The 12,953-nt window shown below is 58.1% G+C and carries 13 protein-coding genes; 2 read left to right on the forward strand and 11 right to left on the reverse strand.

Going from position 1 to position 12,953, the window contains the following annotated elements; translation table 11 throughout:
- Positions 1 to 13: 13 nt before the first annotated feature.
- From K0F88_RS08080 to K0F88_RS08130, 11 genes are all read right to left on the reverse strand, one after another.
- Positions 14 to 1,975: a DUF4105 domain-containing protein gene (locus K0F88_RS08080; protein WP_219094779.1), complete on the reverse strand. Its 1,962-nt coding sequence runs from the start codon at positions 1,973 to 1,975 to the stop codon at positions 14 to 16.
- Entirely contained in the window at positions 1,972 to 2,292 is a 321-nt protein-coding gene (locus K0F88_RS08085) for a DUF2388 domain-containing protein (protein WP_094469762.1), read from the reverse strand. The genes K0F88_RS08080 and K0F88_RS08085 overlap by 4 nt, the downstream gene beginning before the upstream one ends.
- A gap of 28 nt (positions 2,293 to 2,320) precedes the next feature.
- Positions 2,321 to 2,638, reverse strand: coding sequence for a DUF2388 domain-containing protein (locus K0F88_RS08090; RefSeq protein ID WP_219094780.1), 318 nt, complete (start codon positions 2,636 to 2,638; stop codon positions 2,321 to 2,323).
- 106 nt (positions 2,639 to 2,744) lie between these two features.
- Entirely contained in the window at positions 2,745 to 3,062 is a 318-nt protein-coding gene (locus K0F88_RS08095; RefSeq protein WP_010465729.1) for a DUF2388 domain-containing protein, read from the reverse strand.
- Positions 3,063 to 3,205: 143 nt separating this feature from the next.
- Positions 3,206 to 3,415 carry a DUF1127 domain-containing protein gene (locus K0F88_RS08100; protein ID WP_176457718.1) on the reverse strand — a complete coding sequence of 70 codons (210 nt, stop codon included), beginning with the start codon at positions 3,413 to 3,415 and terminating at the stop codon, positions 3,206 to 3,208.
- A 259-nt stretch (positions 3,416 to 3,674) separates the two neighbouring features.
- Positions 3,675 to 3,890 (reverse strand): DUF1127 domain-containing protein, encoded by a 216-nt coding sequence (locus K0F88_RS08105; RefSeq protein WP_007902752.1) that lies wholly within the window; start codon positions 3,888 to 3,890, stop codon positions 3,675 to 3,677.
- Between the two features lie 318 nt (positions 3,891 to 4,208).
- Positions 4,209 to 5,702, reverse strand: coding sequence for an acetyl-CoA hydrolase/transferase family protein (locus K0F88_RS08110; RefSeq protein WP_219094781.1), 1,494 nt, complete (start codon positions 5,700 to 5,702; stop codon positions 4,209 to 4,211).
- A gap of 180 nt (positions 5,703 to 5,882) precedes the next feature.
- Positions 5,883 to 7,319: an NAD(P)(+) transhydrogenase (Re/Si-specific) subunit beta gene (locus K0F88_RS08115; RefSeq protein WP_219094782.1), complete on the reverse strand. Its 1,437-nt coding sequence runs from the start codon at positions 7,317 to 7,319 to the stop codon at positions 5,883 to 5,885.
- Entirely contained in the window at positions 7,319 to 7,642 is a 324-nt protein-coding gene (locus tag K0F88_RS08120) for an NAD(P) transhydrogenase subunit alpha (protein WP_003187010.1), read from the reverse strand. Before K0F88_RS08120 ends, K0F88_RS08115 begins: the two co-directional genes overlap by 1 nt.
- Positions 7,643 to 7,657: 15 nt before the next feature.
- Positions 7,658 to 8,779, reverse strand: coding sequence for a Re/Si-specific NAD(P)(+) transhydrogenase subunit alpha (locus K0F88_RS08125; RefSeq protein WP_219094783.1), 1,122 nt, complete (start codon positions 8,777 to 8,779; stop codon positions 7,658 to 7,660).
- A 435-nt stretch (positions 8,780 to 9,214) separates the two neighbouring features.
- Positions 9,215 to 10,114 carry a LysR family transcriptional regulator gene (locus K0F88_RS08130; protein WP_219094784.1) on the reverse strand — a complete coding sequence of 300 codons (900 nt, stop codon included), beginning with the start codon at positions 10,112 to 10,114 and terminating at the stop codon, positions 9,215 to 9,217.
- Positions 10,115 to 10,271: 157 nt separating this feature from the next.
- On the opposite strand from K0F88_RS08130, the gene K0F88_RS08135 reads away from it, so the two are divergent.
- Together K0F88_RS08135 and K0F88_RS08140 are read left to right on the forward strand one after the other, a co-directional pair.
- Positions 10,272 to 11,453, forward strand: coding sequence for an acyl-CoA dehydrogenase (locus K0F88_RS08135; RefSeq protein ID WP_219094785.1), 1,182 nt, complete (start codon positions 10,272 to 10,274; stop codon positions 11,451 to 11,453).
- A 13-nt stretch (positions 11,454 to 11,466) separates the two neighbouring features.
- The gene (locus tag K0F88_RS08140; protein WP_219094786.1) at positions 11,467 to 12,687 is read left to right on the forward strand and encodes a CaiB/BaiF CoA-transferase family protein; all 1,221 of its coding nucleotides are present in this window, start codon (positions 11,467 to 11,469) and stop codon (positions 12,685 to 12,687) included.
- Positions 12,688 to 12,953 lie beyond the last annotated feature (266 nt).

The raw sequence follows: 12,953 nt of genomic DNA on the forward strand, positions 1-12,953 counted from the left end.
GACGCCTTCTTGCTTATGGCAACTCCAGGCCGCCCGCTGCTTTATGCAATTTGCGCAAATGTTCGCCAACCAGTTTCAGGTTAGCTTCATTGGCAGCCATCTCAGCTGCCCGGCCTGGGTCGAGCAGCGCCCTGACTTCCTTGTCCAGATCTCCGGTCAGCAGCTGAAGCTGCTTCTGCCGCAAGCTGCTTTCCGATTCCAGGCGCTGCCATTCATTCGGTTGAGGCAATCCATAACCGCCGGTGCCGAGCAGCTCCGCCGGACGACTGAGGAAGCCGCTATTGGCGAGAATCTGCTGCAAGGTTGCGTTCGCCTTGTCCATGCCGCCGTTCTTCAATTCCCGAGCGCCCAGATAACGTTGTTTCACTTCATCCTGGGCCAGCACCAACTGTTGACGGAAGCTGGCCTGCTCCAGCAACAGCAGCGCGGCACTGGTGCGTAGGTCAGCTTGTTCAAACCATTGCCGACGCTCTTCAGCTTTCAGTGCCAGCCAGTCTTCGACTTTTTCCTGCTTGATCGGCAAGTGCTTCTTCAGCACTTCGAACATCGCTTGATAGCGGTCACGGAAGGAGTCGAATCGATAACCCAGGCGCAGCGCTTCGCGTGGGTCGTCGAGCACGCTGGTATTCGCCAGTCCGCGGCCCTTCATCACTTCCAGCAAACCGTTGGGCATGATGCTGTCGAGCCCGACCAGTTGCGCATTGTTGGTACCGCTGCGCAGCAACTTCAAGCCTTCCACCGCGCAGTTGTTGGACAGGAAAAAATAGTTTCCGTCGTAACTCCAGTGCATCTCGGCGGCGTGCTCCACCACGTCTTCAATTTCGTTGCGCGACAGGTTCAGCGGTACCGAGGCCAGGCTGCGCAGTTCAGTCTTGGTGTATTCGTCGATCACTTGGGCCAACGGCAGTACAAACAGGCGCGAGGGGTATTTACCCACCAGCCCATCCCAGCTCGAGAGCTGCACGTCGCCGACGAAGGCGCGGTAGGACAACACAAGATGCTGGTCGAGATCGAGGCGGCAATCTGGCCCGCGGGGCCTACCTGGCGCGCAGATCACCAGGCGCAACATGCTGTGCCCCCAGCGGCTGACCCAGTTCTGGTTGGCTTCGGCCAGCAGATAGTCGACGGCGTACACCCGTTCCGGATCGACCTGGCCCAGCGGTTGTTTGGCAAAGTCGTTGCCGGCATTGAGGAAGGCAAAGGATTTGCTGCAAGTGTCCTTGGCGGCGGGAGCCCAGCCGAAATGTTCTTTGTAGTAGCGATACAGCGCGGGGCGACGGCAGGCATAGCTCGGGTCGAGGAGGAAATACTCCATGTTGACCGCGACAAACTCTTTGGGACTGCTTGTTTCGTAGATGTCCGGGCTGCGGGCGATTTGCCGGTTGTGCTGCTCGCGCTCGCCACGGCGACCGACGTATTGCGGCCAGCCGGCCAGGTCGAGCAGGCGCGGGTCATCGCTCAGGGTAAAGCGGCGGTCGGATTGGCCACGGCATTCATCCGGGATGCCGATCAGGCCGGAACTGCTGTTGCGCCGGGTGCAGCGCTGTATCAGCGTGCGTTCCGCGTCCGGCCACAGGCGTGAACGGTCGTAAATGTGGGTGAGTTCATGCAACACCGTTGCGAGCATCTCGCGGCGGACGGTGCCATGGGGGCGATAGGTTTTCTTGGTGGCGGCGCTGCCGTCCGTGAGGCTTGCGAGCAGGTTGCGGTTCAGGTCGAGTTCGGACACCAGCGAGGCCTGGCCATAGGCATTACTCGGCATGTCGTCGGTCCAGCCGACATCAATGCGCCGGTCCAGTTTTTCGATAAAGCGTGGCGGCAAAGCCTGCATGGCTTCATCGAGCAACACCTGACTGGCTTGCTGTTGTTCGGGGCTCAGACCCTCGGTCTTGAGCCGTAATTGCAGGCCAGCCTGGGCCGTGTTGCACAGCAGCAACATCAGCCCGGCCACCAGCCAGGCGCTTGGCGACCTCACAGTGCGAGGATGGCTTCGGCGAGCACCTGATCACTGGCGTCCCGGGCTTCCGGCACACGAGTGCGCAACGTGTTGATGGCCGCTTCAAGGTGCGCGCCGCGTATGTCGCCATCGCTGGCAACGAAACTGGCGGCATCGTCGTGGGCTTCACGGATGATCTTCGAATCGCGGATCGACGTGGTGGTGTCAGACGTGAAATCAAGGGTGCGCTGGGTGGCATTGATGATGATGTTACTGGTGGCGACCAGGGTATGCGCCTGGGTCACATCGGCCAATAAAAGCAGGCCAAGGGCAACAGCAATTAGAGGGCTACGCATGGAACGACTCCGCAAGGACAAAGGATAACTATTGGACGAGAATTGCCTGCGCCAGTTCAAGGTCGCTTGCATGAAGTTTTGGCTGGCTGCGGCGCAGGTAAATCAGCGCGGACTCTAGCTGCGCTCCGCGTAACTGGCCGTCGCTGGCAATGAACGCTGCAGCGTCATCGTGTGCCTCGATCAGCAGCTTACGGTCGAAGGGGGCGGCGGTCACCATGCTGGTGGCGTAACCCGTGATGACGATGCCTTGGGTCGACAGGTTGAACGCGTCGAAGGCATAGGTCGGGCCCGACCAGCAGGCTGCGATAAATACTGAAATGAAAAGCTGCTTTGAAGGAAGACGCATGAGACTCGATTGTCGAAAGCGAGTCCAAAGGCTAGCGCAATGCCCGGGCTAGAGCCAGCGCCGAAACATTGGGACACGACAAGCGTGTCCCACGTGTCAGCGTCGCTTAGATCGTCAGGATGGCCTGTGCCAGCTGTGCATCAGTGGCGTTCAGCTGAGGCGCCTGGTGGCGAATGTGGTCAAGTGCGCTTTCCAGTTTCACGCCACGAATGGCGCCTTCGCTGGCGACGAAGCTGGCGGCGTCGTCACGGGCAGCGCGCACGATCTTGTCATCGCGAAAGGAAGAAGTGACATCGGATGTTGCATCGGAACTGGACTTCAGCGCGCCAACAACGGCATCCGTGGTCACGATAAAGCTGGTCGCGTGGGAATTGGCAGCCACGGCAAGCAGGGCTGCAGCGCTGAGCAGACGAAGACGGGACATGGTGTAACTCCTTTGGATAACCGATTGAGAGTGTTGAAGTAGCTGTTGAGTCAGACGCCTGTCGTACAGCGCTCGCCACGTTCTGGTTCGATATTAGGCCTGCTTTTATCGGTTCGAACAGTACCTTCTGTTAAAGCAGAGCCCTAGCGCCAGAACGGTTTATCCAATTCATTGAGCCGATCCGCGTGGCTGATGCCCAGGTCCGAGAGTTGCTGATCATTGAGTTGGCCCAGCAAACGTCGGGTTCTAGCTCTCTCAAGGTTGCCGGCGAGCACCCTCAGCAAGTGTTTAAGCCTGACGAATCGCGGCTTCGGTTGAAGGGCAGAAGCGGAAACATTCAGTAGATTATTCAAGGCGCAGTCCTTTTGCCGGTGAGTCAGGACTTCCATGTTGAGTCCTTCACCTCTGGATCTACAGATACACCGCTGAGAAATTGTACCGATTCAATTATGTAATTATTTTAACTGTACTGGTCGCCCGGTATTCCTTTTGTACCGGCACCAACAAAGAACGAAAACGACAAAGCCCGTCGTGGTTTCCCACGACGGGCTTTGTTTTTTCAATTTGGAGTGCTGGCGGTGGACCCGGTGGGTCAGAGCCAGCGACGCTAACTTAGCGCCAGAACGGCTTGCTCAGCTCTTCGTAGCGTTGTGCTTCGCTAATCCCGGCATCAGCCAGCAGACGCGAATCCAGACGAGCCAGTTGATGGCGGCTGGAGATGCGGCGCTGCCACAGCATCAGGTTGGCAATAACGCGAAGAGGCATGGAAGCCTGGGTTTTTGCAGCGGTATCTTCGAAGAACAGTTCGGAACTGAGTGTACGTTCCATGGTTGACATCCTTCCGCTTGTGGCGGGATTAGGTAGTGGTTAACTGATGCCAATGATCCTCTCGTTTGGCTAGTCTCTGTAGATACAGTTCACCTGTATTGTGAGGGACCAGTTAACTGTTAATAGGGGGTGTACTGGTCGAAATTGAGGCAACTGTACCTATCGGCACTACATTGGTGCGATTTTGATGTTTTCGCTTGAATGCGTAGGCAAATACGGTAGGAAATGACCAGTACAGCAGTACAGTTTTAAACAGAATCTAATGTGGCCAAAGGCAACTGACGCAACTGTGTTTGCGTCAGCTGTTTTTTTGCTGAATCAGACCGCCAGCATTCGCCCGGTTTCTTCCAGGCTGATGTGCCAGCTCAGGGCATCGCGCAGGATATGCGGGGTGTGCCCGCCCAATGCGCAGGCTGCCGTAAAGTAGTCATCCAGTGCCTGGCGATAGTCCGGGTGCACGCAGTTGTCGATAACCACTCGAGCCCGCTCCCGCGGTGCCAGGCCCCGCAGGTCGGCCAGACCGATCTCCGTCACCAGGATGTCGACATCATGCTCGGTATGGTCGACGTGGCTGACCATCGGCACCACGCTGGAGATTGCACCACCCTTGGCGATGGATTTGGTCACGAAGATTGCCAGGTGCGCGTTACGCGCAAAGTCACCGGAACCGCCGATGCCATTCATCATGCGTGTGCCGCAGACATGGGTGGAGTTGACGTTGCCGTACAGGTCGAATTCCAGCGCAGTATTGATGCCAATAATGCCCAGGCGCCGTACCACCTCGGGGTGATTGGAAATTTCCTGAGGGCGAAGTACCAGTTTGTCCTTATAGCGCTCGAGGTTGCCGAAGACGTCGGCGTTGCGCCGGCTCGACAGGGTGATCGAACTGCCTGACGCAAAGCTCAGCTTGCCGGCGTCGATCAGGTCGAAGGTCGAGTCCTGCAGCACCTCGGAGTACATGGTCAGGTCTTCGAATGGCGAGTCGATCAGGCCGCACATCACCGAGTTTGCAATGGTGCCGATACCGGCCTGCAATGGGCCGAGCTTGTTGGTCATGCGCCCTGCGGCCACTTCTTGCTTGAAGAAGTCGATCAGGTGATCGGCAATGGCTTGGGTGTCGACGTCCGGCGGCAGGACGGTGGAGGGCGAGTCGGACTGATTGGTGATCACGATGGCGACAATCTTTTCCGGCGGGATCGGGATGGCGGTGCTGCCAATGCGATCGTCGACCTTTACCAGAGGAATCGGCGTGCGGGTCGGGCGGTAAGTCGGGATATAGATGTCGTGCAGACCCTCGAGGTTCGGGTTGTGCGCCAGGTTGATCTCGACAATCACCTGTTTGGCGAAAATCGCGAAGCTGGCCGAGTTGCCCACCGAAGTGGTTGGCACGATATGGCCCTGCTCAGTGATCGCCACGGCTTCAATCACGGCGATGTCCGGCAGCTTGAGTTGCTGGTTGCGCAGTTGCTCCACGGTTTCCGAGAGATGCTGGTCAATGAACATCACTTCGCCGGCGTTAATCGCCTTGCGCAAAGTGCTATCGACCTGGAATGGCATCCGTCGCGACAGTACACCGGCTTCGGTGAGCTGTTTATCGAGGTCGTTGCCCAGGCTGGCGCCGGTCATCAACGTGATTTTCAGCGGAGTGATTTTGGCGCGCTCGGCCAAGGCGTGAGGGACGGCTTTGGCTTCGCCAGCGCGAGTGAAACCACTCATGCCGACGGTCATGCCGTCCTGAATCAGAGCGGCAGCATCAGCGGCGCTCATCACCTTTTCCAACAACGAAGGCAAGCGAATACGATCACGGTACATGGATGGTTATCTCGGGTAACGGAAGCAAGGTGTGCAGTCTAGTGATTTGAAAAAAATCCGTCCCGCTACCATGGTCGAATGCAGAGGCCTGATTTAGAGCCTTTGGTCGGGTTTCACGGGGAATAAAAAAACCCCAGCCTACTAAAGGCTGAGGTTTTGGGTATTGCGTTGGAGCAGGTTTTACTCGACAGCTTTGACCATGTCTTCGATGACTTTCTTGGCGTCACCGAAGACCATCATGGTTTTGTCGAGGTAGAACAGTTCGTTGTCCAGACCGGCATAACCGCTGGCCATCGAGCGCTTGTTGACGATGATGGTCTTGGCCTTGAACGCCTCGAGAATCGGCATGCCGGCAATCGGCGATTTCGGGTCGTTCTTCGCGGCCGGGTTGACCACGTCGTTGGCGCCGAGTACCAGCACCACGTCGGCCTGACCGAACTCGGAGTTGATGTCTTCCATCTCGAACACCTGGTCGTAAGGCACTTCGGCCTCGGCCAGCAGCACGTTCATGTGGCCAGGCATGCGACCGGCAACCGGGTGGATCGCGTACTTCACGGTCACGCCACGGTGGGTCAACTTCTCGGTCAACTCTTTAAGCGCATGTTGCGCCCGAGCGACCGCCAGGCCGTAACCCGGAACGATGATCACGGTGTCGGCGTTGGTCAGCAGGAAGGTCGCGTCGTCAGCCGAACCGGATTTCACCGGGCGGGCTTCTTTCGAACCGGCCGGGCCAGCCGCGTCCACTGTATTGCCGAAACCACCGAGCAGTACATTAAAGAACGAGCGGTTCATCGCCTTGCACATGATGTACGAGAGGATCGCACCGGACGAACCCACCAGCGAACCGGCGATGATCAGCATCGAGTTATTCAGCGAGAAGCCGATACCTGCCGCTGCCCAGCCGGAGTAGCTGTTGAGCATCGACACCACCACCGGCATGTCTGCACCGCCGATCGGGATGATGATCAACACACCCAGCACGAAAGCCAGGGCCAGCATCAGTGCAAAGGCACTGAGGTTGCCGGTCAGCATGAAGGTGATGCCCAGCGCCAGTGTGGCCAGACCCAGCAACAGGTTCAGCTTGTGCTGGCCCCCGAACTGTACCGGTGCGCCCTGGAACAGGCGGAACTTGTACTTGCCTGACAGCTTGCCGAATGCGATCACCGAACCGGAGAAAGTGATTGCGCCGATGGCGGCGCCGAGGAACAGCTCCAGACGGTTGCCCGCAGGAATCGCATCACCCAGTTGCTTGACGATGCCCAGGGATTGCGGCTCAACGACGGCGGCGATGGCAATGAACACCGCGGCCATACCGATCATGCTGTGCATGAAAGCGACCAGTTCCGGCATCTTGGTCATTTCAACGCGCTTGGCCATGATCGAGCCGGCAGTGCCGCCGACCAGCAGACCGACGATGACGTAACCGATACCGGCGGTGGCCAGCTCCGCGCCCAGCTTATAGATGAGGCCGACAGTGGTGAGGATCGCCAACGCCATGCCGAGCATGCCGTATACGTTGCCGCGCCGCGATGTGGTCGGGTGCGACAAGCCTTTAAGGGCCTGGATGAAGCAGATCGACGCGATCAAGTAGAGCGTCGTTACAAGATTCATGCTCATTACTTAGGCGCCTCTTCTTTTACGGCTTTGGGGGCTTTTTTCTTGAACATCTCAAGCATCCGGCGGGTAACCAGGAAGCCACCAAACACGTTCACTGCAGCCAGAGCCACCGCGAGGGTGCCCATGGTCTTGCCCAGTGGCGTCACGGTCAAAGCCGCGGCCAGCATTGCGCCGACGATGACAATCGCCGAGATCGCGTTGGTCACCGCCATCAATGGCGTGTGCAGTGCAGGCGTAACGTTCCAGACCACGTGATAACCGACATAAATCGCCAGCACGAAGATGATCAGGTTGTAGATACCGGGGGAGATAAGCTCTTCCATCGTCTGAATCCCTGCTTAGGCGTTTTTGCGGATGACTTGGCCGTCGCGGCACATCAGGCACGCGGCGACGATATCGTCTTCGAGGTTGATCTCGAACTGGCCTTCTTTGTTGAAGACCAGCTTCAGGAAGTCCAGCAGGTTGCGTGCGTACAGAGCCGAAGCGTCTGCCGCGACCGCGCCGGCCAGATTGGTCGGCCCGCAAATGGTCACGCCATTCTCGACCACGACCTGGTCGGCCACGGTGAGCGGGCAGTTGCCGCCCTGAGCTGCGGCGAGGTCGATGACCACCGAGCCTGGCTTCATCTGCGCCACGGTTTCCGCGCTCAACAGCGTCGGTGCCTTGCGGCCCGGGATCAGTGCGGTGGTGATGACGATGTCAGCCTGCTTGGCGCGTTCGTGCACGGCCAGGGCCTGACGTTGCATCCAGCTGGCGGGCATTGGCCGGGCGTAACCGCCGACACCGACAGCGCATTCGCGCTCTTCATCGGTTTCATACGGCACGTCGACGAACTTGGCGCCGAGGGATTCAATCTGCTCTTTTACCGCAGGACGCACGTCAGACGCTTCAATCACCGCCCCCAGACGTTTCGCCGTGGCGATCGCCTGCAAACCCGCGACGCCAGCGCCGAGAATCAGCACGCGTGCCGCTTTCACGGTGCCCGCAGCCGTCATCAGCATCGGCATGAAGCGTGGATAGTGGTGAGCGGCCAGCAACACGGCTTTATAGCCGGCGATGTTCGCTTGGGAAGACAGCACATCCAGGCTTTGAGCGCGGGAGGTGCGCGGAGCCGCTTCCAGCGCGAACGCGGTAATGCCGCACTCGGCCAGCTTGGCAATGGTTTCATTGCTGAACGGGTTGAGCATGCCGACCACAACGGTGCCGCTTCTAATCAGCGTCAGCTCGCTGTCGCTGGGGGCGACTACCTTGAGAATCAGCTCGGCACCAAACGCATCGTTGGCGCTGCCAATGATTGCGCCTGCCGCTTCATAGGCACTGTCGACAACGCTGGCGTTAATGCCGGCGCCGCTTTGCACAGTGACCTTATGACCCTGGCCGATCAGCTTCTTGATGGTTTCCGGGGTTGCAGCAACCCGCGTTTCACCCGTCTGGGTTTCGAGAGGAACACCAATGTGCACGTCAAATCTCCTGCGTGATCTTATTGAGTAAACCCAGGCACTTCGGATGGTGCGGCTGGGGCGGCCGATCAGCACGATCCCGCCAAATCTGGGCGGGGCGCGGCATTTTGCAGGCGAACTTTGTGCCCTTCAAGGGATTATGACGGGTGACGGAAAATTAACTACAAGTCACCCCGTGACCGAATGTCGCAACCAACCGCCTAGATCCCTTGCAGGGCGTGCCTTGTAAGGATTCTGGCCGAATTTCAAGAATTTACACATCGGCACGGTGAATGAGGCGTCATTGCTGGTGAATAGAGGCTCAAAGCCACGTCGGCAGGGACTTGTGGGACGTTTGTACTGCTCGTCGGTACAGTCTGCCAATATGCGACAAAAACGTACATCTGTAGGGCTTTGATTTTGCTGACTACGGGGTCAGCTAACAGCGGTAAGCCTTTACCCTTCTAGGCTGTAGCTTTGGGCCTGGGTGACCAGCCAATCGCGAAATGCCCTTAGAGACGCCGATTCGACCTTTCGCTCCGGAATCATCAGGTAATAAGCCTTGATGCTCGACAGCGCCTGGGTGTTGGCTATCACGAGGCGCTTCTCCGCCAGTTCGCGCTGAATCAGGAATGGCGGAATCAGCGCGATCCCCATGTCGTGCATCGCCGCTTGGGCAAGCATGGAGAATAGCTCGTAGCGCGGTCCTGTCATGTCGCGCGGCACATTAAGGTGCTGAGAGTTGAACCACTGGCGCCAGGCATAAGGGCGCGTGGTCTGTTGCAGCAGGGGCATTTCGGCGATTTCATCGGCTGTCAGATTGGCTTTTTTGCCCAGTAGCGTAGGGCTGCATACCGGCATCGGATTTTCGCCCATCAACCTGTGGGATTCGGTACCCGACCAATCCGCATCACCAAAGTAAATCGCGGCATCGAAATCGGTGTCGGCAAACAGGAAGGGGCGTGTGCGGTTGGTGAGGTTGACCGTCACTTCCGGGTGTTTGTGCTGGAAGTCCTTGAGCCGTGGCAGCAGCCATTGGGTGCCAAAGGTCGGCACGACGGCCAGTTCGATCACATTGGCGCCCTGTTGTCCCATCACGGACAAGGTGTCCCGCTCAACCGCGTCAAGCTGGGTGGCTACGCGGCGGCTGTAGGAAAGTCCGGCTTCCGTCAGCTTCACTCCGCGCCGCGAGCGTCGGAAAAGTTCTACGCTGAGGAACTCCTCAAGGCTGGCGATCTGTCTGCAAATAGCGCCTTGAGTGAGCGAAAGTTCCTGCGCCGCTTTAGTAAAGCTTTCGTGGCGCGCTGCCGCTTCAAAGCTGATCAGGGCGGTGGTGCTAGGGATTTTCCGACGCATGTACTCCAACCTCACTAATACATCGCATAAAGGCTATTTCGCGACGTTACGGAGTGAGAAATTAGCACAACAGTATGCAAAATCCTCGTTTGCCGTAATGCCGGGCCAGGCCTAGGATCAGTCCACGTTATTTGACCCGATTCGAGAGGACACACTCATGGGCGGTAAAGCTAGCTTCAACTGGATCGATCCTCTGCTGCTGGATCAACAGCTCACCGAAGAAGAACGCATGATTCGCGACACTGCCGAGCAATTCGCTCAGCAGAAGCTCGCACCGCGCGTTCTCGAAGCTTTCCGCCATGAGAAGACTGATCCAGCGATCTTCCGTGAAATGGGCGAAGTCGGCCTGTTGGGCGCGACCATCCCTGAGCAGTACGGCGGCAGCGGCCTCAATTATGTCAGCTACGGTCTGATCGCTCGTGAAGTCGAGCGTGTCGACTCCGGTTACCGCTCAATGATGAGTGTGCAGTCCTCGCTGGTAATGGTGCCGATCAATGAATTCGGCACTGAAGCCCAGAAGCAGAAGTACCTGCCGAAACTGGCCTCGGGCGAGTGGATTGGCTGCTTCGGTCTGACAGAGCCTAACCATGGTTCCGACCCGGGCGCGATGATTACTCGTGCACGCAAAGTGGAAGGCGGCTACAGCCTCTCCGGCAGCAAAATGTGGATCACCAACAGTCCGATCGCTGATGTGTTCGTGGTCTGGGGTAAGGATGATGCGGGCGACATCCGTGGCTTCGTCCTGGAGAAAGGCTGGAAAGGCCTGAGTGCTCCGGCGATCCACGGCAAGGTTGGCTTGCGTGCATCGATCACCGGCGAGATCGTCATGGACAACGTGTTTGTCCCTGAAGAGAACATTTTTCCTGACGTCCGTGGTTTGAAAGGCCCTTTTACTTGCCTCAACTCCGCGCGTTATGGCATTTCCTGGGGAGCGCTGGGCGCTGCCGAGTTCTGCTGGCACACCGCTCGCCAGTACACCCTGGATCGTCAGCAGTTCGGCCGTCCGTTGGCCGCCACTCAACTGATCCAGAAGAAGCTCGCAGACATGCAGACCGAAATCACCATGGCGCTGCAAGGCTGCCTGCGTCTGGGTCGTATGAAGGATGAAGGCACTGCGGCAGTCGAGATCACCTCGATGATGAAGCGCAACTCCTGCGGCAAGTCCCTGGACATCGCTCGCATGGCGCGCGACATGCTGGGCGGCAACGGCATCTCTGATGAGTTCGGTGTCGCTCGCCATCTGGTCAACCTGGAAGTGGTGAATACCTATGAAGGTACGCATGACGTCCACGCACTGATCCTCGGTCGCGCGCAGACCGGCATCCAGGCGTTCTATTAATAGGAGAACGTCCATGGGCGCGCTTTCGCATCTACGGGTACTGGATTTATCGCGGGTGCTGGCCGGGCCTTGGGCCGGGCAGATCCTTGCGGACCTTGGCGCCGAAGTGATCAAGGTCGAGCGCCCGGGCAATGGCGACGATACGCGCGCCTGGGGACCGCCCTTCCTGAAAGACGCCTATGGCGAGAACACCAGCGAGGCCGCCTATTACTTGTCGGCCAATCGCAACAAGCAATCGGTGACCATCGACTTCACGCGTCCAGAGGGGCAAAAGCTGGTGCGTGAGCTGGCAGCCAAGTCGGACATCCTGATCGAAAACTTCAAGGTCGGTGGCCTGGCGGCTTATGGGTTGGACTATGAGTCGCTCAAAGCCATCAATCCGAATCTGATTTATTGCTCGATTACCGGGTTTGGCCAAACCGGGCCTTACGCCAAGCGTGCGGGTTATGACTTCATGATCCAGGGCCTGGGTGGGCTGATGAGTCTGACCGGTCGACCTGAGGGGGATGAGGGCGCAGGGCCGGTGAAAGTCGGTGTGGCGCTGACAGACATCCTGACCGGACTCTATTCGACTGTTGCGATCCTTGCCGCGTTGGCCCATAGGGATCATGACGGTGGCGGTCAGCATATCGATATGGCGTTGCTGGATGTTCAGGTTGCGTGTCTGGCCAACCAGGCGATGAACTATCTGACTACGGGTAATGCGCCTAAGCGCCTGGGTAATGCTCATCCGAACATCGTGCCTTATCAGGATTTTCCTACGGCAGATGGCGACTTCATCCTCACCGTGGGTAATGACGGGCAGTTCCGCAAGTTTGCGGAGGTGGCTGGGCAGCCTCAGTGGGCGGATGACCCACGCTTCGCGACCAACAAGCTGCGGGTGGCGAATCGTGCGGTGTTGATCCCGCTGATCCGTCAGGCGACCGTCTTCAAGACCACGGCTGAGTGGGTACTGCAACTGGAGCAGGCGGGTGTGCCATGCGGACCTATTAATGACTTGGCTCAGATGTTTGCTGATCCTCAGGTCAAGGCGCGTGGTTTGGCGATCGAGCTACCCCATGTGCTGGCAGGGATGGTGCCGCAGGTAGCGAGCCCTATTCGCCTGTCGGAAACGCCGGTGGAGTATCGTAATGCGCCTCCGTTATTGGGCGAGCACACGCTGGAGGTTTTGCAGCGAGTGTTGGGTCTGGACGCAGATACGGTTTCCGCTTTCAGAGAGGCGGGGGTGCTCTGAAGATTCCTTCTATATAAAAGGGAGGGGGTTGCTCTCCTATATATAGAGAGAATCGGCCTGGTTTCCGGCTTTCTGCAACTTATTGATAGAAAAGCCAAATCAGGGGTTGACGGCAGATTCTGGAAGTCTATAATTCGCCCCACTTCCGGCGTAGTCGAAACGGAAAACTCCTTGGTAAACAAAGAGTTACGCGGTTTTCGGCAGCGAGTTGCTTCGGGTCATCGAAGCCCAGAAGGAGTTGATCAGGCAGGGTTGTTTGGCTTGAT

Source organism: Pseudomonas sp. UMAB-40, from assembly GCF_900095275.1.
GTDB classification, from domain to species: Bacteria; Pseudomonadota; Gammaproteobacteria; order Pseudomonadales; family Pseudomonadaceae; genus Aquipseudomonas; species Aquipseudomonas mandelii_B.

Bases quoted from the DNA above. Each gene is read 5' to 3' on its own strand.
- K0F88_RS08130 (WP_219094784.1), bottom strand. From the start codon at position 10,114: ATGCGTCGGAAAATCCCTAGCACCACCGCCCTGATCAGCTTTGAAGCG.
- K0F88_RS08135 (WP_219094785.1), top strand. From the start codon at position 10,272: ATGGGCGGTAAAGCTAGCTTCAACTGGATCGATCCTCTGCTGCTGGAT.
- K0F88_RS08095 (WP_010465729.1), bottom strand. From the start codon at position 3,062: ATGTCCCGTCTTCGTCTGCTCAGCGCTGCAGCCCTGCTTGCCGTGGCT.
- K0F88_RS08120 (WP_003187010.1), bottom strand. From the start codon at position 7,642: ATGGAAGAGCTTATCTCCCCCGGTATCTACAACCTGATCATCTTCGTG.
- K0F88_RS08140 (WP_219094786.1), top strand. From the start codon at position 11,467: ATGGGCGCGCTTTCGCATCTACGGGTACTGGATTTATCGCGGGTGCTG.
- K0F88_RS08090 (WP_219094780.1), bottom strand. From the start codon at position 2,638: ATGCGTCTTCCTTCAAAGCAGCTTTTCATTTCAGTATTTATCGCAGCC.
- K0F88_RS08085 (WP_094469762.1), bottom strand. From the start codon at position 2,292: ATGCGTAGCCCTCTAATTGCTGTTGCCCTTGGCCTGCTTTTATTGGCC.
- K0F88_RS08115 (WP_219094782.1), bottom strand. From the start codon at position 7,319: ATGAGCATGAATCTTGTAACGACGCTCTACTTGATCGCGTCGATCTGC.
- K0F88_RS08110 (WP_219094781.1), bottom strand. From the start codon at position 5,702: ATGTACCGTGATCGTATTCGCTTGCCTTCGTTGTTGGAAAAGGTGATG.
- K0F88_RS08105 (WP_007902752.1), bottom strand. From the start codon at position 3,890: ATGGAACGTACACTCAGTTCCGAACTGTTCTTCGAAGATACCGCTGCA.